The organism is Roseovarius tibetensis, assembly GCF_050896375.1.
Lineage (GTDB): Bacteria > Pseudomonadota > Alphaproteobacteria > Rhodobacterales > Rhodobacteraceae > Roseovarius > Roseovarius tibetensis.
Genome location: NZ_JBPBBB010000007.1, coordinates 18,839 through 39,797 on the forward strand (window position 1 = coordinate 18,839; position 20,959 = coordinate 39,797).

24 protein-coding genes are annotated in these 20,959 nt (G+C 63.2%); 7 read left to right on the top strand and 17 right to left on the bottom strand.

Annotation, left to right across the window (positions count from 1 at the left end; all coding sequences use genetic code 11):
* Nucleotides 1-57: 57 nt before the first annotated feature.
* Together ACROSR_RS06710 and gap are read left to right on the top strand one after the other, a co-directional pair.
* Nucleotides 58-201: a hypothetical protein gene (locus ACROSR_RS06710; RefSeq protein WP_432683343.1), complete on the top strand. Its 144-nt coding sequence runs from the start codon at nt 58-60 to the stop codon at nt 199-201.
* A gap of 131 nt (nt 202-332) precedes the next feature.
* The gene (gene gap, locus ACROSR_RS06715; RefSeq protein ID WP_432683345.1) at nt 333-1,334 is read left to right on the top strand and encodes a type I glyceraldehyde-3-phosphate dehydrogenase; all 1,002 of its coding nucleotides are present in this window, start codon (nt 333-335) and stop codon (nt 1,332-1,334) included.
* Nucleotides 1,335-1,340: 6 nt separating this feature from the next.
* Here the strand turns inward: gap and coaD are convergent, their stop codons facing one another.
* Both coaD and ACROSR_RS06725 read right to left on the bottom strand, forming a co-directional pair.
* Nucleotides 1,341-1,832, bottom strand: a complete 492-nt coding sequence (gene coaD / locus ACROSR_RS06720) for a pantetheine-phosphate adenylyltransferase (RefSeq protein ID WP_432683347.1) — start codon at nt 1,830-1,832, stop codon at nt 1,341-1,343.
* Nucleotides 1,833-1,980: 148 nt separating this feature from the next.
* Nucleotides 1,981-2,415 carry a CBS domain-containing protein gene (locus ACROSR_RS06725; RefSeq protein WP_432683349.1) on the bottom strand — a complete coding sequence of 145 codons (435 nt, stop codon included), beginning with the start codon at nt 2,413-2,415 and terminating at the stop codon, nt 1,981-1,983.
* Between the two features lie 177 nt (nt 2,416-2,592).
* On the opposite strand from ACROSR_RS06725, the gene ACROSR_RS06730 reads away from it, so the two are divergent.
* A complete protein-coding gene (locus ACROSR_RS06730) occupies nt 2,593-4,092 on the top strand; it encodes a CoA-acylating methylmalonate-semialdehyde dehydrogenase (protein WP_432683351.1) in 1,500 nt (499 codons plus the stop codon).
* Nucleotides 4,093-4,160: 68 nt separating this feature from the next.
* On the opposite strand, the gene ACROSR_RS06735 is transcribed toward ACROSR_RS06730, so the two are convergent.
* Complete coding sequence (locus ACROSR_RS06735) at nt 4,161-4,838, bottom strand: VPLPA-CTERM sorting domain-containing protein (RefSeq protein ID WP_432683353.1); 678 nt, start codon at nt 4,836-4,838, stop codon at nt 4,161-4,163.
* Nucleotides 4,839-5,135: 297 nt separating this feature from the next.
* Here ACROSR_RS06735 and ACROSR_RS06740 point away from each other — a divergent pair, with 297 nt between their 5' ends.
* Nucleotides 5,136-6,263: a carboxylate-amine ligase gene (locus tag ACROSR_RS06740; RefSeq protein ID WP_432683576.1), complete on the top strand. Its 1,128-nt coding sequence runs from the start codon at nt 5,136-5,138 to the stop codon at nt 6,261-6,263.
* A 4-nt stretch (nt 6,264-6,267) separates the two neighbouring features.
* Here ACROSR_RS06740 and pyrF read toward each other — a convergent pair whose 3' ends face one another.
* Nucleotides 6,268-6,960: an orotidine-5'-phosphate decarboxylase gene (gene pyrF / locus ACROSR_RS06745; protein WP_432683354.1), complete on the bottom strand. Its 693-nt coding sequence runs from the start codon at nt 6,958-6,960 to the stop codon at nt 6,268-6,270.
* Between the two features lie 218 nt (nt 6,961-7,178).
* Here pyrF and clpB point away from each other — a divergent pair, with 218 nt between their 5' ends.
* Complete coding sequence (clpB, locus tag ACROSR_RS06750) at nt 7,179-9,797, top strand: ATP-dependent chaperone ClpB (protein ID WP_432683356.1); 2,619 nt, start codon at nt 7,179-7,181, stop codon at nt 9,795-9,797.
* Between the two features lie 143 nt (nt 9,798-9,940).
* Here clpB and ACROSR_RS06755 read toward each other — a convergent pair whose 3' ends face one another.
* From ACROSR_RS06755 to ACROSR_RS06810, 12 genes are all read right to left on the bottom strand, one after another.
* Nucleotides 9,941-10,789 (bottom strand): urea carboxylase-associated family protein, encoded by an 849-nt coding sequence (locus ACROSR_RS06755; protein ID WP_432683358.1) that lies wholly within the window; start codon nt 10,787-10,789, stop codon nt 9,941-9,943.
* A 495-nt stretch (nt 10,790-11,284) separates the two neighbouring features.
* Complete coding sequence (locus ACROSR_RS06760) at nt 11,285-12,064, bottom strand: succinate dehydrogenase iron-sulfur subunit (RefSeq protein ID WP_432683360.1); 780 nt, start codon at nt 12,062-12,064, stop codon at nt 11,285-11,287.
* A 13-nt stretch (nt 12,065-12,077) separates the two neighbouring features.
* Entirely contained in the window at nt 12,078-12,401 is a 324-nt protein-coding gene (locus tag ACROSR_RS06765) for a succinate dehydrogenase (protein ID WP_432683362.1), read from the bottom strand.
* Complete coding sequence (gene sdhA / locus ACROSR_RS06770; protein ID WP_432683364.1) at nt 12,398-14,215, bottom strand: succinate dehydrogenase flavoprotein subunit; 1,818 nt, start codon at nt 14,213-14,215, stop codon at nt 12,398-12,400. Before sdhA ends, ACROSR_RS06765 begins: the two co-directional genes overlap by 4 nt.
* An 11-nt stretch (nt 14,216-14,226) precedes the next feature.
* Nucleotides 14,227-14,598 (bottom strand): succinate dehydrogenase, hydrophobic membrane anchor protein, encoded by a 372-nt coding sequence (gene sdhD / locus ACROSR_RS06775; RefSeq protein ID WP_432683366.1) that lies wholly within the window; start codon nt 14,596-14,598, stop codon nt 14,227-14,229.
* 10 nt (nt 14,599-14,608) lie between these two features.
* Nucleotides 14,609-14,992, bottom strand: coding sequence for a succinate dehydrogenase, cytochrome b556 subunit (sdhC, locus tag ACROSR_RS06780; protein WP_432683578.1), 384 nt, complete (start codon nt 14,990-14,992; stop codon nt 14,609-14,611).
* Between the two features lie 297 nt (nt 14,993-15,289).
* On the bottom strand, nt 15,290-15,847 hold the full coding sequence (locus ACROSR_RS06785) for a F0F1 ATP synthase subunit B (protein WP_432683368.1): 558 nt from the start codon (nt 15,845-15,847) through the stop codon (nt 15,290-15,292).
* A 4-nt stretch (nt 15,848-15,851) separates the two neighbouring features.
* Nucleotides 15,852-16,373: a F0F1 ATP synthase subunit B' gene (locus tag ACROSR_RS06790; RefSeq protein ID WP_432683369.1), complete on the bottom strand. Its 522-nt coding sequence runs from the start codon at nt 16,371-16,373 to the stop codon at nt 15,852-15,854.
* Between the two features lie 86 nt (nt 16,374-16,459).
* The gene (locus ACROSR_RS06795; RefSeq protein ID WP_336419149.1) at nt 16,460-16,696 is read right to left on the bottom strand and encodes a F0F1 ATP synthase subunit C; all 237 of its coding nucleotides are present in this window, start codon (nt 16,694-16,696) and stop codon (nt 16,460-16,462) included.
* A gap of 82 nt (nt 16,697-16,778) precedes the next feature.
* Entirely contained in the window at nt 16,779-17,537 is a 759-nt protein-coding gene (locus ACROSR_RS06800) for a F0F1 ATP synthase subunit A (protein ID WP_432683371.1), read from the bottom strand.
* Nucleotides 17,527-17,868, bottom strand: a complete 342-nt coding sequence (locus tag ACROSR_RS06805) for an AtpZ/AtpI family protein (protein WP_432683373.1) — start codon at nt 17,866-17,868, stop codon at nt 17,527-17,529. Before ACROSR_RS06805 ends, ACROSR_RS06800 begins: the two co-directional genes overlap by 11 nt.
* A 201-nt stretch (nt 17,869-18,069) precedes the next feature.
* The gene (locus tag ACROSR_RS06810) at nt 18,070-18,483 is read right to left on the bottom strand and encodes a universal stress protein (RefSeq protein WP_432683375.1); all 414 of its coding nucleotides are present in this window, start codon (nt 18,481-18,483) and stop codon (nt 18,070-18,072) included.
* Between the two features lie 188 nt (nt 18,484-18,671).
* On the opposite strand from ACROSR_RS06810, the gene ACROSR_RS06815 reads away from it, so the two are divergent.
* Both ACROSR_RS06815 and ACROSR_RS06820 read left to right on the top strand, forming a co-directional pair.
* Nucleotides 18,672-19,007, top strand: a complete 336-nt coding sequence (locus tag ACROSR_RS06815) for an ArsR/SmtB family transcription factor (RefSeq protein WP_432683377.1) — start codon at nt 18,672-18,674, stop codon at nt 19,005-19,007.
* Nucleotides 18,997-19,968 (top strand): glycosyltransferase family 61 protein, encoded by a 972-nt coding sequence (locus ACROSR_RS06820; RefSeq protein ID WP_432683379.1) that lies wholly within the window; start codon nt 18,997-18,999, stop codon nt 19,966-19,968. The genes ACROSR_RS06815 and ACROSR_RS06820 overlap by 11 nt, the downstream gene beginning before the upstream one ends.
* A 9-nt stretch (nt 19,969-19,977) precedes the next feature.
* Here the strand turns inward: ACROSR_RS06820 and ACROSR_RS06825 are convergent, their stop codons facing one another.
* Nucleotides 19,978-20,859, bottom strand: coding sequence for a LysR family transcriptional regulator (locus ACROSR_RS06825; protein WP_432683580.1), 882 nt, complete (start codon nt 20,857-20,859; stop codon nt 19,978-19,980).
* Between the last annotated feature and the right edge of the window lie 100 nt (nt 20,860-20,959).

Genomic DNA, 20,959 nt, shown 5'->3' on the forward strand with positions numbered 1-20,959 from the left:
ACACCGGTCCCGTCGGGCATACCCGGCGGGATTTTTACATTCGGGGGCGCACAGCCCATGACCAATCGGATCGCGATCATTCTGGCGATTGTCCTTATGGCCCTGCTGGGCGGCGACTGGCTGTACAACGATAGTGCCGCGGTTATCTTTCTGGGTCGCAAGCTGATCGTGTTGATCGAGTACATCGCCTTCTGGCGGTGATCGCTTTTGACCACTTCGACAGAAAGCCGGCACAATTTGACAGTTTTCGAATTTCGTTTATGCTCGCGCTCGTAAGTTAGCGCTAACTGAACGGCGCACCACGTCATCTAAAACCACACGAGGACGACGTCATGACACTCAAACTTGCCATCAACGGATTCGGGCGCATCGGTCGGAACGCGCTGCGCGCCCTGGTGGAATCCGGGCGCGACGATATGGAGATCGTCGCGATCAACGATCTCGGTCCGGTCGAAACCAACGCCCATCTGTTGGAATTCGACAGCGTGCATGGCCGCTTTCCCGGCCCCGTCACCACGACCGAGGACACGATCGATGTCGGGCGGGGCCCCATCCGGGTGACCGCCATACGCGACCCCGCCGATCTGCCCTGGGGCGACATTGACGTGGTTCTGGAATGCACCGGCATTTTCACCGATCGCGACAAGGCCGCGACGCACCTGAAAAACGGGGCAAAGCGCGTGCTGGTCTCGGCCCCGTCGAAAGGTGCGGATCGCACGGTCGTCTTCGGCGTGAACGAGGGCGATCTGACAGCCGACGACGTCATCGTGTCGAACGCCTCTTGCACGACCAACTGCCTCGCCCCCGTGGCCAAGGTCCTGCACGAGGCGGTGGGGATCACACGCGGGTTCATGACGACGGTGCACAGCTATACCGGGGATCAGCCGACGCTGGACACGATGCACAAGGATCTCTACCGCGCGCGTGCCGCCGGATTGAACATCATCCCGACGACGACGGGGGCCGCGCGCGCGGTCGGGCTGGTGATGCCAGAGCTTGACGGACGGCTTGACGGCACGGCGATCCGCGTGCCCACCCCCAATGTCAGCGTCGTCGACCTGACCTTCGAAGCCGCGCGCGACACGAGTGTCGAAGAAATCAACGCCGCTGTCGAGGCCGCGGCAGGCGGTCCGCTCAACGGCATCCTCGACGTGGCCCGGCGCGAGCTTGTGTCATCGGATTTCAACCACAACCCGCACAGTTCGATCTTCGCGCTCGACCAGACGCGGGTGATGGACGCGCGCATGTGTCGGGTGCTGAGCTGGTATGACAACGAATGGGCATTCTCGAACCGGATGCTGGACGTCGCCGGCGAGATGGGGAAAACCGTATAGGCCGGGTCAGGCGAACTTGGTCAGCAACGCCTGTTTGACGGCGGGCGAGACGAATTTCGTCACGTCCCCGTCAAGCCGCGCGATTTCCTTGACCAGTTTCGACGCGATTGCCTGATGGTTGGCGTCAGCCATCAGGAACACCGTCTCGACCGTGTTGTCGAGTGCCCGGTTCATGCCGACCATTTGAAATTCGTATTCGAAATCCGCAACCGCGCGCAGCCCGCGCACGATCAATTGCGCGCCCACGTCATGCGCGCAGTTGATCAGCAGGTTTTCGAACGGATGCACCACGATCTCCGCGCCGGTCTCGACCGACAGCGCCCGCGCCTCGTCCTCGATCATGTCCACCCGTTCCTCGAGACAAAAGAGCGGCCCCTTGTCACGGTTGATCGCGACCCCGATCACGAGGCGATCCACGAGGATCGCGGCGCGACGGATGATGTCGACATGCCCCAGAGTGATCGGATCGAAGGTTCCCGGATAAAGGGCGATGCGCATTGGACTGCTCCGTTATGTCTTGCCAAGCGCACGCAACAATAATGCCCCGGCGAATGCAAGCCCCATAGCCCTTGTTCGACCCCGCCCCGGCGGGGTTTCAGCGCGTTGGCGACGCGCCGAAGACGTCCGTCACCCGTGTCGTATCTTCCTAGAACCCCTTGATCATGCCTTCGAGCGCGTCCTTTTCCATCGCCAGTTCTTCAAGGCGGGCCTTGACGACGTCGCCGATCGTGACGATCCCCACAAGCTGGCCGTTCTCTATCACCGGCACGTGGCGGAACCGTCCGTCGGTCATCCGCTGGAGCACCTCGTCGGAGGTATCCTGCATCGAACAATTGACCGGATTGCGGGTCATCATCTGGCTGACGGTCTCGTGCACGCAGCCGACACCGCGCACCGCCAGGCTGCGCACGATATCCCGCTCGGACAGGATGCCGTCCACCGCCTTGCCGTCCCGCGACACGATCAGGCCCCCGATCCGGCGTTCGGCAAGGATCTGCGCGGCCTCGGAAACGAGCGTCTCCGGCGTGACGGTGATCACGTCTTCATTGCCTTTGGATTTCAGGATCTGCTGAACCAGCATGGCGGGACCTCCCTAATGAATACCCTTGTATTCAGCGTCCGCCAGACTGCGATTTTTGTCAACTGCAACCGGCCTCCGCGGGGCGGGCCGAATTGCGGGCGGGCTTTTGACCTATTCCCTCTTTCCGACCGGGGGCTGCACGACTAAACTGCGCGCAATCGAAGAGGAGGACCAAAGATGCAGGAATTGACCCATTACATCGACGGCGCACATGTCAAGGGAACGTCGGGGCGTTTCTCGGACGTGTTCAACCCGGCCACCGGCGAGGTCCAGGCCAGATGCCCGCTGGCGGGGCCTGACGAGATGGCCCGCGCCGTCGCGGTCGCACAGGCCGCACAGCCCGCATGGGCGGCCACCAACCCGCAGCGCCGGGCGCGGGTGATGATGGAATTCGTCCGCCTTCTGAACCGCGACATGGACAAGCTGGCCGAGACGCTCAGCCGCGAACACGGCAAGACCTTTCCCGATGCCAAGGGCGATATCCAGCGCGGCCTCGAAGTGGTCGAATACTGCGTTGGCGCGCCGCAGTTGCTCAAGGGAGAGTTCAGCGACAGCGCCGGACCCGGCATCGACCTTTACTCGATGCGCCAGCCCCTTGGCGTGTCGGCGGGGATCACCCCGTTCAACTTTCCGGCGATGATCCCGATGTGGATGTTCGCGCCGGCGCTGGCCTGCGGCAATGCCTTCATCCTGAAGCCGTCGGAACGCGACCCCTCGGTCCCCTTGATGCTGGCCGAACTGATGGAAGAGGCCGGGCTGCCCAAGGGCCTGTTGCAGGTCGTCAACGGCGACAAGGCGGCGGTGGACGCGATCCTGTACGATGACGTGATCCAGTCGGTGGGCTTCGTTGGCTCCACCCCGATCGCGGAATATATCTATGGCACCGGCTGCGCGCAGGGCAAGCGCGTGCAATGCTTCGGCGGTGCCAAGAACCACATGATCGTGATGCCCGATGCCGACATGGACCAGGCCGCGGACGCGCTGATCGGCGCGGGCTACGGCGCCGCGGGCGAGCGCTGCATGGCGATTTCCGTGGCGGTCCCGGTGGGTGACGAAACCGCCGACAAGCTGATCGAAAAGCTTGTGCCGCGCATCGAGAAGCTGAAGGTCGGACCCTATACCGCCGGCGACGATGTCGATTACGGCCCCGTCGTGACCGCCGAGGCCAAGAAGAAGATCGAGGGTCTCGTGCAATCTGGCATCGACCAGGGTGCAGAGCTCGTCGTGGACGGGCGCGATTTCAAGCTGCAGGGCTACGAGGACGGCTTCTTCGTCGGTCCGCATCTCTTTGACCGCGTGACGCCCGACATGGACATCTATCAGCAGGAGATCTTCGGCCCGGTCCTGTCGACGGTGCGCGCCGGCAGCTACGAAGAGGCGCTGCAACTGGCAATGGATCACGAGATGGGCAACGGCACCGCGATCTTTACCCGCGACGGCGACGCGGCGCGCAATTTCGCCAACCGCGTCAATGTCGGCATGGTGGGCATCAACGTGCCGATCCCGGTGCCGCTGGCCTATCACACCTTCGGCGGCTGGAAGAAGTCGGTCTTCGGCGATCTCAACCAGCACGGGCCGGACGCGTTCAAGTTCTACACCCGCACCAAGACCGTGACCGCGCGCTGGCCGTCGGGCATCAAGGAAGGTGGCGAGTTCAACTTCAAGGCCATGGACTGATCCGCAATGACAAAGGGGCGGTCCGATGGACCGCCCCCTCTGCTGACCCCACTATTGGGATGCTGGGATCAGACAGTCTTGCGCCGACGCAGCGCCGCCAGCCCGCCAACCCCGGCCAGCATCAGCCAGCCCGCGGCGGGAAGGGGAACGGGCGTGGACACATTGGGCGGAGTCACCGGCGCGCTCTTGGCATATACGGACAGGTGAGACAGACTGTTTCCCCACGCCACATTCCAAGTGCCGGACGTAGAGTCAGCATCCGTCCCCGAGAACAACCAAACCGCGTAGCCGGGGTTGTTGGCCGCCTTCAGCGAAATCAGGAAGTCGCCATATGGTGCGAACTTATCCTCATCAACGGACCAGTTACCAACCGCTCCGTTGCTCGAAGGGGTGACGGTCAAGCCGATGTCGTTGCCGCTGATATTTCCGCCAATATCCTTCTTTGAGACGAAGGAATAAAGCATGCCATCCGCTTTAAAATTGCTCGTCCCGTCGGTATCGGTTCCCGTAAGTTGACTGTCATTGCCTTCTGCCGCGCCCCAGCAGTCACTAGCCCCACCAATATTTCCGGTAACATCCGTAACGTTTATTGTAACAGATGTGGTCGTGTTTCCTTGGCCAAAGGTATTGGTCGAAGACGTTCCGTTACAATGCCCGATTGAGGCAAGATCCACAGTCGCAGCGTCGACCCCCCCGACCATCATGACGGCGGCGATGGCAACAGCCCCAGTCGTTTTGAATAGCATTCTCTATCCCCTTTCAAATACTCGGAAAGCGCGCGGGTATTCCGCGCCGACTTGACGTTGATTTTTGTAGGGGCTGACCGGGCGGGCACCGCGCGTTACAACCCTGCATTGCGGGTTTGAGCGCGGCTGCGAAGATAATGGTTAATATTTCGTTTCATTGTTTTGACACTGGAAATGGTGCCGGGGTTTCTTCTGCGCACGCCCCAAGGCGCCGCGCGCAATCCTGACCTGATTCGTGCTTGCCAAAACGGGGCGCGGACGCTTTCGTGGTCGGTGCGGCGAGCGGAGACACAGATGATCACGGCACCCGACTTCACCATCGGCATCGAAGAGGAATACCTGCTTGTCGATCGCGACAGCCTCGCGTTGGCCAACGCACCCGAGGCGCTGATGTCCGCCTGCCAGGAGGATCTTCAGGACCAGGTCAGCCCGGAATTCCTGACTTGCCAGATCGAGATCGGCACCCGCGTCTGTGCCGATGTCGCCGAGGCGCGCGAGGATCTCAAGCGGCTGCGCAGCACAGTTGCGCGGCACGCGGCCGCGCACAACCTCGCGCCGATTGCCGCCTCGTGTCATCCGTTTTCCGACTGGCGCAGCCAGACCCATACCGACAAGCAGCGTTACAACGACCTGCAGCACGATCTGGCGGGCGTGGTGCGGCGCATGCTGATCTGCGGGATGCATGTGCATGTCGGGATCGACCCGCCCGACCGGCGCATCGACCTGATGAACCAGCTTGCCTATTTCCTGCCCCACTTGCTGGCGCTGTCATGCTCGTCCCCGTTCTGGCAGGGACAGGACACCGGGCTGGCCTGCTACCGGCTGAGTGTCTTCGACAACCTGCCGCGCACCGGCCTGCCGCCCCGAATGGAAAGCTTCGGCGAGTTCGAACGCTCGGTGAAATCGCTTGTCGATCTTGGCGTGATCGAGGATTCCAGCAAGATCTGGTGGGATCTGCGTCCCTCGTCGCGCTTTCCGACACTTGAATCGCGGATCTGCGATGTGCAGCCCCGGCTGGAGCACGCCCTGACGCTCGCGGCGCTACAGCAGGCGCTGGCGCGTATGCTGTGGCGGCTGGCGGTCCACAACCAACGCTGGCGCATCTACGATGCCTTCCTGGTGGCCGAGAACCGCTGGCGCGCGCAGCGCTACGGCATCACCGAGGGCCTTATCGATTTTGGCCGCGCCGAAATCGTGGACATGGCCACGCTGGTCGAGGAGATTCTCGTGCTGATCGAAGAGGACGCGGCGTTCTTCGGCTCTGCCGCCGAGGTGGCGGGCGCCCGCGATATCCTGCGTCTTGGCACCAGCTCCGAGCGTCAACGCGCCGTGTTCACCGCCGCGCGAGATACCGGCCAGACCGAAGCCGAAGCACTGCAATCCGTGGTCCGGCACCTGATCGAGGAATTCCACGCGGATCTGTAGCGCATCAGGTGCGCAACTCGTCGACGATGGCCTGGGCGGCGGCTTTCGGCGCCTTGGCAGCCCAGATCGGGCGGCCGACCACGATGTGATCGGCCCCGTCGGCCACCGCCCGGCCCGGGGTCGCCACGCGTTTCTGATCGCCAAGCGCCGCGCCTGCGGGGCGCACCCCCGGCGTGACGATCAGTCGGCCGGATGCTTCGGGCAGCCTGCGGATCATCGCGGCCTCCTGCGGGCTGGCGATCACGCCGTCGGCGCCCGCGTCGAACGCGCGGCCGGCGCGCGTCGCCACCAGGTCGGGCAGATCGCCCGCAACCATCAGCCCGTCATCCAGATCATGGCGGTCGAGCGAGGTCAGGATCGTCACCGCGAGGATTTTCATGTCCGTGCCGGCGGCGCCTTGCCGGGCCGCGCGCACCACATGCGGATCACCATGCACCGTCAGGAAATCCAGATCGAACTGCGCCAGACCCCGCACCGCCGCCTCGACCGTGGCCCCTATATCGAACAGCTTCATGTCCAGAAAGATCCGCTTGCCGTGATCCTGCTTCAACTCGTTTGCAAGCGCCAGACCGCCACCCGTCAGCATCCCAAGACCGATCTTGTAGAACGACACGGTGTCGCCAAGCGTCTCGGCCAGCCTCAGCCCGTCCAGCGCATTGGGCACATCAAGGGCAACGATCAGACGGTCATCGGACATCGCGGCAGTCTCCGGTCAAGGGCGTTCCGGTCTCTTGTCACGGCACGGGGCGGGGGCGTCAAGGCCCGACCACGCGCGCCCCGGCGCGCGGTTTTGTCGGCCCGCGCATCTTGAACCAGATGGCGGCTTTGCCCATCTACCTAGCAAGGTCCCCGACCGTTGCACGCCTCTGCGAGGGTGCGCCACCGGGGGAACGCTTGTAAAAAGGAGAAAAGACCATGGACTTCGAAAAGTTCACGGAACGGTCGCGCGGGTTCATTCAGGCCGCCCAGACCATCGCGATGCGCGAAAGCCATCAGAAACTGGCCCCGGAACATCTGCTCAAGGCGCTTCTGGACGATACCGAGGGTCTGGCGAGCAACCTGATCACCCGCGCCAAGGGCGACCCCGCGCGCGTGACCCAAGCCAATGAGCTGGCGCTGGCGAAGATCCCGCAGGTGACCGGCGATGCCGGTCAGACCTACATGGATCAGCAGACCGGCAAGGTGCTGGCCGAGGCCGAGAAACTGGCCCAGAAGGCCGGGGACAGTTTCGTCCCGGTCGAGCGGATGCTCTGCGCGCTGGCAATGGTGAAAAGCCCCGCGAAAGAGGCGCTTGAGGCCGGCAATGTCAGCGCGCAGACGATCAACGAGGCGATCAACGATCTGCGCAAGGGCCGCACCGCCGACACGGCCGGCGCCGAGGATACCTACGAGGCGCTGGAAAAATACACCCATGACCTGACGAAGGCGGCCAGCGAAGGCAAGATCGACCCGATCATCGGCCGCGACGACGAGATCCGCCGCAGCATGCAGATCCTGTCGCGCCGGACCAAGAACAACCCGGTGCTGATCGGCGAGCCCGGCGTCGGCAAGACCGCCATCGCCGAGGGGCTGGCGCTGCGCATCATCAACGGCGACGTGCCGGAAAGCTTGCGCGACAAGCGCCTGCTGTCGCTCGACATGGGTGCGCTGATCGCCGGTGCGAAATATCGCGGCGACTTCGAGGAACGCCTGAAAGGTGTGTTGAACGAGATCACCCAGGCCGCCGGCGAGGTCATCCTGTTCATCGACGAGATGCACACGCTGGTCGGTGCCGGGAAGACCGATGGCGCGATGGATGCCGCCAACCTGATCAAGCCGGCACTGGCGCGCGGCGAGTTGCACTGCATCGGTGCCACGACGCTGGACGAGTACCGCAAGCATGTGGAAAAGGACGCAGCCCTTGCCCGCCGGTTCCAGCCGCTGACGGTGTCCGAGCCGACGGTCGAGGATACGATCAGCATCCTGCGGGGCATCAAGGAAAAGTACGAACTGCACCACGGTGTGCGGATCTCGGATTCCGGGCTCGTGGCGGCGGCGACGCTGTCGCACCGCTACATCACCGACCGCTTCCTGCCCGACAAGGCGATCGACCTGATGGACGAGGCTGCAAGCCGCCTGCGCATGGAGGTTGACAGCAAGCCCGAGGAACTGGATGCGCTCGACCGCGACATCCTGCAAAAGCAGATCGAGGCCGAGGCGCTGCGCAAGGAAGAGGATGCGGCATCCAGAGACCGGCTCGACAAGCTGGAAAAGGAACTGGCCGAGATGCAGGAACGCTCTGCCGAGATGACCGCGCAATGGCAGGCGGAACGTGACAAGCTGGCCTCGGCGCGCGATCTCAAGGAACAGCTCGATCGTGCCCGCGCCGAGCTCGACAGCGCCACGCGATCCGCCAATTACGCGCGCGCGGGTGAATTGCAGTATGGCACCATTCCGGAACTGGAAAAGCGGCTATCGGACGCCGAAAAGCGCGGTGACGACGACATGATGGTCGAAGAGGCCGTGCGCCCCGAACAGATCGCGCAGGTCGTCGAACGCTGGACCGGCATCCCGACCGCCAAGATGCTTGAAGGCGAGCGTGACAAGCTTCTGGGGATGGAGGCCAACCTGCATCGCCGCGTGGTCGGTCAGGACAAGGCCGTCAAGGCCGTGGCCAATTCCGTGCGCCGCTCGCGCGCGGGGCTCAACGACGAGAACCGGCCGCTCGGCAGCTTCCTGTTTCTCGGGCCGACCGGCGTCGGCAAGACCGAACTGACCAAGGCGGTGGCCGAATTCCTGTTCGATGACGACACCGCCATGGTGCGCGTCGATATGTCCGAATTCATGGAGAAGCACTCGGTCGCGCGGCTGATCGGGGCCCCGCCGGGCTATGTCGGCTACGAGGAAGGCGGGGTGCTGACCGAGGCCGTGCGCCGCCGCCCCTACCAGGTGATTCTGTTCGACGAGGTCGAAAAGGCACATCCGGACGTGTTCAACGTGCTCTTGCAGGTGCTTGAGGACGGGATCCTGACGGACGGTCATGGCCGCACGGTGGATTTCAAGCAGACGCTGATCGTGCTCACCTCGAACCTCGGCAGCCAAGCGCTCAGCCAGCTGCCGGAAGGTGCCGATGCCGAAGCCGCCAAGCGCGACGTCATGGAAGCGGTGCGCGGACATTTCCAGCCCGAATTCCTCAACCGTCTGGACGAGATCGTGGTCTTCGATCGCATCACGCGCGACCAGATGACCGGGATCGTGGACATCCAGATGCGGCGGCTGCTCAAGCGGCTGGCCACCCGCAAGATCGATCTGCAACTGGATCAGTCGGCCAAGGAATGGCTGGCGGATGCGGGCTACGACCCGGTTTATGGCGCACGTCCGCTGAAGCGTGTGATCCAGAAGGCGCTGCAGGATCCGCTGGCCGAAGCGCTCTTGGCCGGGGATATCCTTGATGGTGCGACCGTGCCCGTGACGGCGGGGTCCGACGGGCTCATCATCGGTGAGAGGATCGGGACGACCACCCAAGATCCGCCCGCTGACGCGGTCGTTCACTGACACGAAAACTACGCCTCCCTGATCGGATCAGGGGGGCGTTTTCCACCTTGGGCAGACATTTGATTGACACGCCATTCGCAGGGTTGAGGCCGAAGGCGCCGCATTGGTGGCTTCAGGATAATCGCCTTTGCATCTTGACGGTTTCACGACCGCCCGTGGCTGCGATCATAGCCATTGCGCGGCGGGCTTTGCCAATCACCCAAGGCCCCCGGTGCGGGGCGAAACACCTCGACCAGCATCGGGTGGCACGCGGCGGCATCGCTGGTATGTTCGGACGAGCAATCCCCGCCCGGACAGGCGCTGAGCGCGCCCAAGAGGTCGATCTCGGCAAAAAATTCCAGATGATCGCCGGGGCGTACCGGGCTTGCCTTCATGAAATACTGCCCCGTATCGCGGGTGAAGCCCGTGCACATGAACACGTTGAGGACATCGTGCACATGGGCTTCGGCCATGGACAGCGACACATCCAGCTCTTCCGCGACCGCACGGATCAGGTTGGAGTGACAGCAGTGATGATACTGCACCCCTGACAGCAGATTTCCGGTGTACGGATCGCAGCGCGTACCGATCACGTCATGTACCGCCCCGCCAAAGTCGTCGATGCCGTACCAATCCAGCGTATCCGCGACGATCGTCGCCATCGGGCGCAGATGCGGAAAGGACGACCACAGCCGGTCACCCGTGCCGACATGCGTGCCGTGCAGCGCGCGTGTCTTGCCGGAATAGAACCGCTCCGACAGGTCGGCGGCGTTCCACAGGTTGAGATCGCCGACCTGCGCCCCCTCGACGCAGGTGATCCGAAAGAACTGTCCCGCACCCACACGAAAACAGGCCGCATCGCGCGGCGGCACGACCACCTCGGAAAGCTTGTCCGCCCCGTCCCGCGCCGCTGAGTATAGCCCCAGGTCAGGCACGGGCAGCGTGTCGGTGGGATAGCAGATGACGGGTGGCACGGCCCGCCGCATCCCGGCGTCTGAAGGTTCGGATGTCATCGGGTCATGTCTTTCGGCGGGCGGGATCATAGCAGATCTTCGGCGGGGTGCTGTCGGATGTAAATACCTCTGCGCCGCAGGCCACACACTGCCACCTTCGGCGGGTGTCGCTGCCGCTGACACGGTATTCACGCCAGCGGCAATTGCGTGTCTCGCGATTGGTGAAGATCAGCACCAGCACGAACGCGACGATAAGACCGACGACGACAATCACGGTGTTCCGCTCGCCGGTCTGAACGCCGCACTGGACTTATCGCCAAGTCGCGCAGGTTGCATGGGTCCACCCTCAGCGCCATACACCGACGGCAAAAGCGGCATGACGACCTCTCTCGTGATGGCGATGACCTGTCTGCTGTGCCCCGATAAAAGACGATACTTGCACCCGCAACGCCGATGTCCCGTCATTCGCCGGACGATCAACTGCCGCACAAAACGACGGCCCCGACGTCGTATCAGGGCCGCCAGACACGGGCTTTGCCGCGCACGCGCCATGTTTCAGACGTGGCGCTCGACCATCTGCTTCTTGATCTCGGAGATGGCCTTGGCAGGGTTGAGGCCCTTGGGGCAGGTCTTGGCGCAGTTCATGATGGTGTGACAGCGATACAGCTTGAACGGATCTTCCAGATCGTCAAGACGCTCGCCCGTCGCCTCGTCACGGCTGTCAATGATCCAGCGATACGCGTGCAACAGCGCGGCCGGTCCAAGATACTTGTCGCCGTTCCACCAGTAGGACGGGCAGGCCGTCGAACAGCACGCGCACATCACGCATTCATAAAGCCCGTCAAGCTTGTCGCGGTCCTCGATCGACTGCTTCCACTCCTTGGCCGGCGTGTTCGACTTGGTCTCGAGCCACGGCATGATGCTCGCATGCTGCGCATAGAAATGCGTGAGATCAGGAATCAGATCCTTGACCACCGGCATGTGCGGCAAAGGGTAGATCTTCACGTCGCCCTTGACCTCGTCCATGCCGTAGATACAGGCCAGCGTGTTGATCCCGTCGATATTCATCGCGCAAGATCCGCAGATCCCCTCGCGGCAGGAGCGCCGGAAGGTCAGCGTCGGATCGATCTTGGTCTTGATATAGATCAGCGCGTCAAGAACCATCGGCCCGCAATCGTCGAGATCGACGAAATAGGTGTCCACACGCGGGTTCTGCCCGTCATCGGGGTTCCAGCGATAAATCGTGAACTTGCGCAGGTTCGCCGAACTGTCAGGCTTGGGCCATGTCTTGCCAGCCACCATGCGCGAATTCTTGGGGAGTGTCAGTTGAACCATCTGTCTGTTCCTTTCAGCTGCCCAGCAGGGTCAGGCCATTTCGGGCGATGCATTGAACCGAATCGGGGCGACGCGCGATATCGTACACTTCTTGCGCAACCTCGGGCTTCGCCCCGTTTGCGCCAACCGTGGCAAGGCGCAGGATCTCGTTGGCCGATGCCGCATCTATGATGCAGTCGGTGACCGGTGCGGGATTCACCCGTGGAAACCGATCTGTCACCACCGTGTTCACGACCCGTTTCGCCCGGTCGCGCGCAACGGCATCGGCCACATCGTTCGCGACCGCGCAGCCCGCCAGCAGGGCGATCCCTGCAAGAGAGGCAACACAGCGTCTCAAAATGTGCGCTCTTTCGGCGCGATCCGCTTGAGGCTTATGCCGCCCTTGTCCTCGGGCGTCAGCGGGTCCTCGATGATCGGGCGATAGCTGAGGTTGAGATGGATCGCGTTGACGCGGTTGTCCTTGGTCCGCGCGATGGTGTGCACGCGCCAGTTGGCGTCGTCGCGCTTGGGATGATCCTCGTGCGCATGCGCTCCACGGCTTTCCTTGCGGGCCTCTGCCGAAAAGATCGTCGCCAGCGCATTGGGCATCAGGTTGGTCAGTTCCAGCGTTTCCATCAGATCGCTGTTCCAGACCATCGACCGGTCGGTGACACGGATATCGTCCATCTTGGACGCCACGCCGGTCATCTTCTCGACACCGTTCTTGAGCGTTTCAGAGGTCCGGAACACCGCCGCGTCCTCCTGCATGGTCTTTTGCATCTCCAGCCGCAGATCGGCGGTCGGCACCTCGCCCGAGGCGTGCCGCAGCCCGTCGAACCGGTCAAGCGCGCGATCGACCTCGACCGTGTTGGTCGACGGCACGGCCGACTCCGGGTTCACCGTCTTGCCCGCGCGAATGGCGGCGGCGCGTCCGAACACCACAAGATCGATCAGCGAGTTCGATCCCAGCCGGTTCGCGCCATGAACCGAGGCACAGCTCGCCTCGCCCACGGCCATCAGGCCGGGTACCACGGCGTTGGGGCTGTCCTTGGTCGGGTTCAGTACCTCGCCCCAGTAATTGGTCGGAATGCCGCCCATGTTGTAATGCACCGTCGGCAGCACCGGGATCGGCTGCTTGGTCACATCCACGCCGGCGAAGATCTTGGCGCTCTCGGAAATGCCCGGAAGGCGCGAGTGCAGCGCCTCTGGCGGCAGGTGACTGAGGTTCAGGTGAATATGATCGCCGCCCGTCCCGACGCCACGCCCCTCGCGGATCTCCATTGTCATGCAACGGCTGACGTAATCGCGCGGGGCGAGATCCTTGTAATTGGGCGCGTAGCGTTCCATGAAGCGTTCGCCCTCGGAGTTGGTCAGGTACCCCCCCTCGCCGCGCGCGCCCTCGGTGATGAGGCACCCGGCACCGAAGATGCCGGTGGGGTGAAACTGCACGAACTCCATGTCCTGCAACGGCAGCCCCGCACGGGCCACCATGCCGCCGCCGTCGCCGGTGCAGGTATGCGCGGACGTGGCCGAGAAATAGGCGCGACCATAACCGCCCGTGGCCAGCACCACGGTCTTGGCATTGAAGACGTGGATCGTGCCATCGTCCAGCTTCCAGCAGACGACACCGGTACACGCGCCATCTGTCATCACCAGGTCGATGGCGAAATACTCGATATAGAACTCTGCCTTCTGCTTGAGGCTTTGGCCGTACAGCGTGTGAAGGATCGCGTGCCCGGTGCGATCGGCGGCAGCCGCGGTGCGCTGCACGGGCGGGCCTTCGCCATACTCGGTGGTGTGGCCGCCGAAGGGACGCTGATAAATCGTCCCTTCTTCGGTGCGCGAGAATGGCACACCGTAATGTTCCAGTTCGTAGACGGCCTTGGGGGCCTCGCGGGCGAGGTATTCCATCGCGTCCGTATCACCCAGCCAGTCCGACCCCTTCACGGTGTCGTACATGTGCCACTGCCAGCTGTCGGGGCCCATGTTGCCAAGGGACGCGGCAATGCCGCCCTGTGCGGCGACGGTATGCGAGCGGGTCGGGAAGACCTTGGTCACGCAGGCCGTACGCAATCCCTGTTCCGCCATGCCGAGCGTGGCGCGCAGCCCGGCCCCGCCGGCCCCCACGACCACGACATCGTAATCATGCGTTTCGTATTCATAAGCAGCCATTGTTCAATTCCTCACAGCGCGATCTTGGCAAGGGCGAAAAGCCCCACAGCTATCAACCCGTAACTTAGAATGGTCACGGCAATAATCAGCCCCCGGCGGGTGCCACCCTGGCTGTAATCCTCGATCATCGTCTGCGCGCCGCCGGCGAAATGCCGCAATCCGAAGAAGATCACGAGGCCCGTCAAGATCGCCATGAACGGGCTGGAGAAGGTCGCGAGCACGTCCGCGCGACTGCCCCCGAGAGCGCGGCCGAACGCCACCAGAAAAATCGGGACGATCAGGGCAAGGCCGACGCTGCTGATCTTCATGTACCAGTGATGCTCGGTCCCGGTGCCTGCCGCGCCCTTGCCCTCGGCGCGTTTGAGTGCGGTCATGTATCGCATGTCGTCCTCCTCAGACCAGAAACAGGGTGATGACGGTCAGAACGACCGATCCGATGATGCAGCCCCAGCCCATCATCTCGGCGGTCGGCAGGTCCAGTCCCTTCCCGGCATCCCAGACCAGATGCCGCAGCCCGGCAAGATAGTGATACCAGATCGCCCAGAGCGACAGGGTCAGGACCAGATCACCGAACCACGATGTCAACACAGCGTCGGCCACCGTGAAATACGCGTCCGACGTTGCGGCCGCGAGCAGCCACCATACGATCATCACGGATGCGACCACCAGCGCATTGCCGGTGATGCGCGTCAGGATCGACGTGATCGACGTCAACTGGGGGCGATAGATTTGCAGATGCGGAGAAAGTGGACGTTCCACCGGCTCGGTACGGGCCAGGTCTGGGTCGGCCATGGAGGACCTCCTTTGGGTTGGCAACGGCTGGGCGCCGTCTTTGCTATGTCTGTTTTGGTCCCTTTCGACGAGGTTGTCACCTGTTTCAACGGGAAAATTTCGACAAAAAGGACGATAGGACGCAAATCCGCGCCCCGTGTGATCACATGCATAATCGTGTGATCACAAATACCCGACACAGTGTCGCACGCGCACCCAATGCCGGTGACCGCACCCGAGGCAGAATGCAAAAGGCCCGGATCGTCACCGAACCGGGCCCATCACGCATCATCTGCACGTGGATTAGTGCAACTTGGCCCCGACCTCGTCGATCGCCGTGTCGATCAGCGCATTGCGGTCTTCTGCCGTCATCTGCTTGGAGATCACGTCACGTGCTGCCGCAACCGAAACCGAGATGGCCTGGTCGCGAATGTCACGCACTGCGCGCGCCTCGGCGCTCGCAAGCTGATCTTCGGCTGCCTGCAACCGCCGCGCGATCGACCGCTTGATGTCGGCCTTTGCCTCTTTCGCGTGTTCTTCGGCCTCGTCCTTGGCTTGCGCCACGATCCGGTCCGCCTGCGCCTGCACGTCCCGTTGCTTGCGCTCGAAACTGGCCAGCAGGCTTTTGGCCTCGTCGCGAATGGCGCGGGCCTCGTCCAGCTCGGACTTGATGCCCTCGGCCCGCTCGTCCAGCTTGCGCCCGACAAGACCGGGCACCTTGTAATAGACAAGCACACCCAGAAACAGCAGGAACGCGATCAGAACCACGAAATCGGTATTTGACAGCGAAAAGAACGCCCCCTCGGCGGCCCACGCCGGGCTGGCGGCGCCAAGCGCGGCAATCAGGATCATCGATCTCATGGCGCTATCCCTTCATGCGTGCGTTGACGGCCGCGTCGACGGTCTTGGCATCGGCCTTGCCGCCCATGGCCACGACGATATCGCCGGTTGTGTCACGCGCGACTTCCCGAACGTTCTCTAGGGCCGCGTCGCGGATTTCCGCGATCTTCTTCTCGCCTTCCGCGGTCTTTTCAGCGATCTCGGCATCTGCCTCGGCGTTTGCCTTTTCGAGATCCGCCTTCATTTCGGCCTTGGTATCGGCGATGATCTTTTGCGCCTCGGCGCGGGCATCGGCCAGCGCCTTCTTGTAGGCCTCTTCCGCCGCGGCAGCCTTGGCCTTGAGATCCTCGGCGGCTGCCAGATCATTCGTGATCGTGCCCTGACGCTCGGCCAGAACGGCCGAAATGCGCGGCAGTGCGACGCGCGACAGGATAAGGTAGATGGCGACCAGGGCAACAAGAAGCCAGAAGATCTGGTTGCCAAAGGTCGTCGGATCGAGCTGGGGCAGACCCGATGCGGATTCGGCCCCCTGCGTTTCGCTCGCCATGGCGTCCTCCTTGGGGAGTGTTCCGGTCACGTCGGGGTGCAGCACATCACTGCACCCCGACTGTAAGGATCAGATACCCGCGAGGTTCAGACAGCGAACATCAGCAGAAGCGCGACGAGGAACGAGAAGATCCCCAGTGCTTCCGCGAATGCGATGCCGATGAAGAGGGTCGCGGTCTGACCGGCAGCCGCGGACGGGTTGCGCAGTGCACCGGCGAGGAAGTTGCCGGCCACGTGGCCCACACCGATGGCAGCGGCGCCCGAACCGATGCCGGCAAGGCCTGCACCGATGTATTGACCCAGTTGTGCGATATCGCCTTCCATGAGATGTCTCCTTGATTTGGAATTGGCAGTGTCGGGGTGATCGTGAGGCGCGCAAACCTGCGCGCCGGTTGAAGGCCCTGCCCTAGTGATGCGGGTGAAGCGCATCCTTGAGATAGACGCAGGTGAGAATGGTGAAGACGTAGGCCTGAATGAACGCGACCAGAACCTCGAGCCCGTACATCGCCGAAACGGCGAGGATCGACAGCGGCGCAATAACGGCGACTTGGCTGAAGCCCGCGAAGACCTTGATCACCGCGTGACCGGCCATCATGTTGCCGGCAAGACGCACCGAATGGCTGACGGGCCGCACGAAATACGAGATCAACTCGATCAACGCGAGCACCGGGCGCAACGGCAATGGCGCAGACTTTACCCAGAAGATGTTAAGAAACGCTGCACCGTTCTTGACGAAGCCGAGGATCGTCACCGCAAGAAACACCATGACCGCAAGCACGGCCGTGACGGCGATGTGGCTCGTGGTGGTGAAGGCCATCGGCAACAGCCCGAGGAAATTGGCAAAGACGATGAACAGGAACAGCGTCAGGATATACGGGAAGTAAACCAGCGCTTCCTTGCCCGCGACATCCTCGACCATCTTGCGCACGAATTCATAGGCCATTTCCGCGACAGATTGCATCCGGCCGGGGACCGTCGCGCGCCCGGATGTTCCCATCACGAGCAACCCGAACACGGCCAGCACCGTCAGCGCCATCCACAATGTCACATTGGTCAGCGTGAACACCCCGACAGCACCGTCCCCAAAGAGCGGCTGCACCAGAAACTGGTCCATCGGGTGGAAAACCAGGCCGCCCTCGTCGGCCCCTTGCGCGTCAGTCGCCATCCTTTTCCCTCTCTTCTCCGCCCGGCTCGGGCGCGTTCGTCGTCTTCTGCATCTCGGCAGCGCTGCGCATCATCGTCTTGATACCCGCGGCGAGACCCAGCATCGTAAATGTCACAAGGAATATCGGCAGCGTCCCGAACAACAGGTCCAGACCATACCCCATTCCGAAACCGATCATCAGACCGGCCACCAACTCGATCACCATACGCCACGCATGTTGTGCCTGCGAATAGTGCTCTTCCTGATGCGGCGAGGCCGCGCCCTTGTCCCGAAGCTTGGCAAGCCGTGCCTCCAGCTGTGCCATCCGCTCGCTCTGATCGGGATCGGTCACGCATCACCCCCTCCGCGAAGTTGCCGTCTTGCTATGTCGTCCACCCGTCCGAGTCAAGCATCCTCGCCAAAGCGGACGCGCAACCGCAAGCCGTTGATCAAACGTAATTTTTCTGAAATATACCGATCGCTCGCCGCGATCTGGAACCGCCCCGGCATACTGGCGGGGAGGCTCGCTCATATTCAACCTGCCGGTTGATCGTCAGCGGACAACGAAGACCGAGACTTTGGCATGCTGCGCGATGTAGCCGCCATGCGAGCTGAAGATATGTTCCAGAAAGCCGGGCTTGTGGCTTGCCATGATCACCAGATCTGCCCCGACCTTCTCTATCGCGCGCATCAGTTCGGATGTCGTCTCGACCGCGGGGTCATGCGCCATGAGTGGATCGGCCTTGACCGTCACGCCGTAATTCTTGCGCAAATCGTCCGCAAAGCCCTGCAGCTTGTTGCCGAACTCCTCGGGGGTGTGCCCCAGCTGACTGGGAAGCTCTCCGCCCACGCTGACCACGTCGATGGTGGCATCGTACAGCTTGGCCATGTCACCCGCCACATCGAGCGCCTTCTGAAGGTTGTCCTTGTGCACCAGGTCTACGGGCACCATGATTTTGGAGAACATGTCTTATCCTTTCAAGTTTCGCTGTATCGCTTCGAACCCTAACCATCGCAGCCTGCCATCGCTTTGCCCCAGATCAAACCCCTTTTCCGGCTGAATTCCCAGGGCACGCCAAGGAAAATCGGCCATGCGGCGCGGTATCAGCCGCGAATGGCGTTGACGGACCGTGCCCGCTCGGGCTTATGAGCGCCATGGACAAGGCCCGCGCCCTCGACACCGTTTTCGCCGCCCTCGCCGATCCCACACGACGCGCGATCCTGTCGATGCTGCTAGAGGACGACATGGCGGTCACCGATGTGGCAGAGCCGTTCGAGATGAGCCTCGCCGCGATTTCCAAGCATCTGGGCATCCTCGGGCGGGCCGGGCTGATTTCCCGCGAGCGGCGCGGACGCGTGACATGGTGCAAGCTTGAACCCGACGCGCTGCGTGACGCCTCGATCTGGATGCAGGGATTTGGCCAGTTCGAGGCCGTGCATCTTGACGCGTTCGAACGTTTCCTGCGGTCGGAACTGCCGGATGAGACCTGATCCGCGGCACCTGCCCGCCGCCACGATCACGCGCGTCGCCGGCGCCACCGTCATGCCCATGCGCGACGCCGATATGCCGGCCTGCGGTGTGATCGACAGCCACGGCCTGCCCGTCGCTGCGGCAGCGACGCGCCTGTCAGGCCACCGCGTCACCCCCGCCCCTGCGCCGCCCGAAACCCCGGTCACGCATCTGCCCGGACGCTGGCTTTTCGCCGGGGTCGGGCGGCATCATTTCGGGCATTTCCTGATGGAGGCGACGCCGCGGCTCTGGGCACTCGACCACATGGATGAACAGCCCGACGGCATCCTGCTTGTGCCGATGGCCGGGCGCGACATCGCCGCCGTGCTGCGGCGCCGCCTCGGGCCGCTCATGGATGGTCTGGCGCAAGGTCTGCCGCTGCACCTGGTCGAGGGGCCGACGCGGGTGGACGAGGCGATCGTGCCCAACCAGGGATTCGGCCATCTCGGCTGGAGCCATGGCACCCCCGAAGCACGCCGTTACATGCGCCGTCACGTGCGGGGCTTGGCGCCGGCGGATGGTGCCGAACGGCTTTATATCTCGCGCCGCCGCCTGAAGAACCCCGCACAACAGGTCCCGTTCGAAGGCCGAATCGAACGCTGGATGTCGCAAGCCGGGTTCGACATTTTCCACCCCGAACGTCACCCGGTGACAGAGCAGATCGCCCGCTACCGCGCCGCGCAGGTGATCGTTGGCCCTGACGGGTCGGCCTTTCACCTCGCGGCGTTCGCGATGCCGCGTGGTGCACGGGTGGGCCTCATCCGGCGGCGCATCAGGAAACCGGTTTTCGACGCGATCGCGCGCCAGATCTCGGGCTTTGCCGAGGCTGACCTGTGGACCACCGACGCCCTGTCGCAGATTAGCGGCGCAGACGCCGACAATGACGATGCACCCGAGTTGCACGCGTTGCACGCCGACCTGCGGCAGGCCGGCTTTCTCTGATCGCGCGGCTTAGCTGGCCTGCCACGCGCCGGCCCGGTCCTTCAGGAAGGACAGGAACGCCTGCACCTTGGTCGTGCGGTGCAGATCCATATGCGTCACCAGCCACAAGGGCGCCGCCCATTCCGGGCGTGGCGGCATGACCTGAACAAGCTGCGGAACCTCTCGCGCCTGCAACACCGACGAAAACCCGATTCCCGCCCCGGCCATGATCGCATTGCGCTGCGCATGCACATCGCCGCTGCGGAACACGATCGTCTCGGCCGGCACGGTATCGTGCAACCAGCGCAGGAAGGGCGCGCGCGTCTTGGGATCGTCCGCCCCCACAAAGCGATGCGCCCCAAGCGCGTCACACGTCTCGGGCACGCCGTACCGTGCGACATATCCTTCGCTGGCATAAAGCGCGAAATCCTGTTGAAAGAAGGGCTGCACGACGTTGTCGGGCTGATCGGGCACCGCGCCCGCCCGGATCGCCACATGCGCCTCGCCGTATTCAAGGCGGAACAGACGTTCCCCGGTGAGATAGCGCACCACGAGGCCGGGATACTCCGCCTGGAACTCCGCCAGCACCGGCACCAGAAGGTGGCTCAGCCCGCCGATCGAGGTCACGACCAGCTCACCCGAGACATCGTTGCCACGCCCCTTGATGCGCCCCGCCAACTGGTTGAACTGATCGTCGGTCGCCTGTGCGACCCGCAACAGGTCGTCGCCTGCTTCTGTGGCCGTATAGCCCCGCGCATGCCGCTGGAACAGCTTTACGCCGAGACGTTCTTCAAGCGCATCGATATGGCGGATCACCGTTGCGTGATGCACGCCCAGCACCTCGGCGGCACCGCTGACCGTGCCGACCCGCGCAACATGATAGGCGGTGCGCACCTCGTCCCAGTTTTCCATCGCGGCCTGCATCCTAGGTCCTCCTTGCGGATCCCGCCACGGAACCCGCTGCGCAGTCTAGACCCTGAGGCGCGATGCGCAACAGCGCACCCCACGCGGA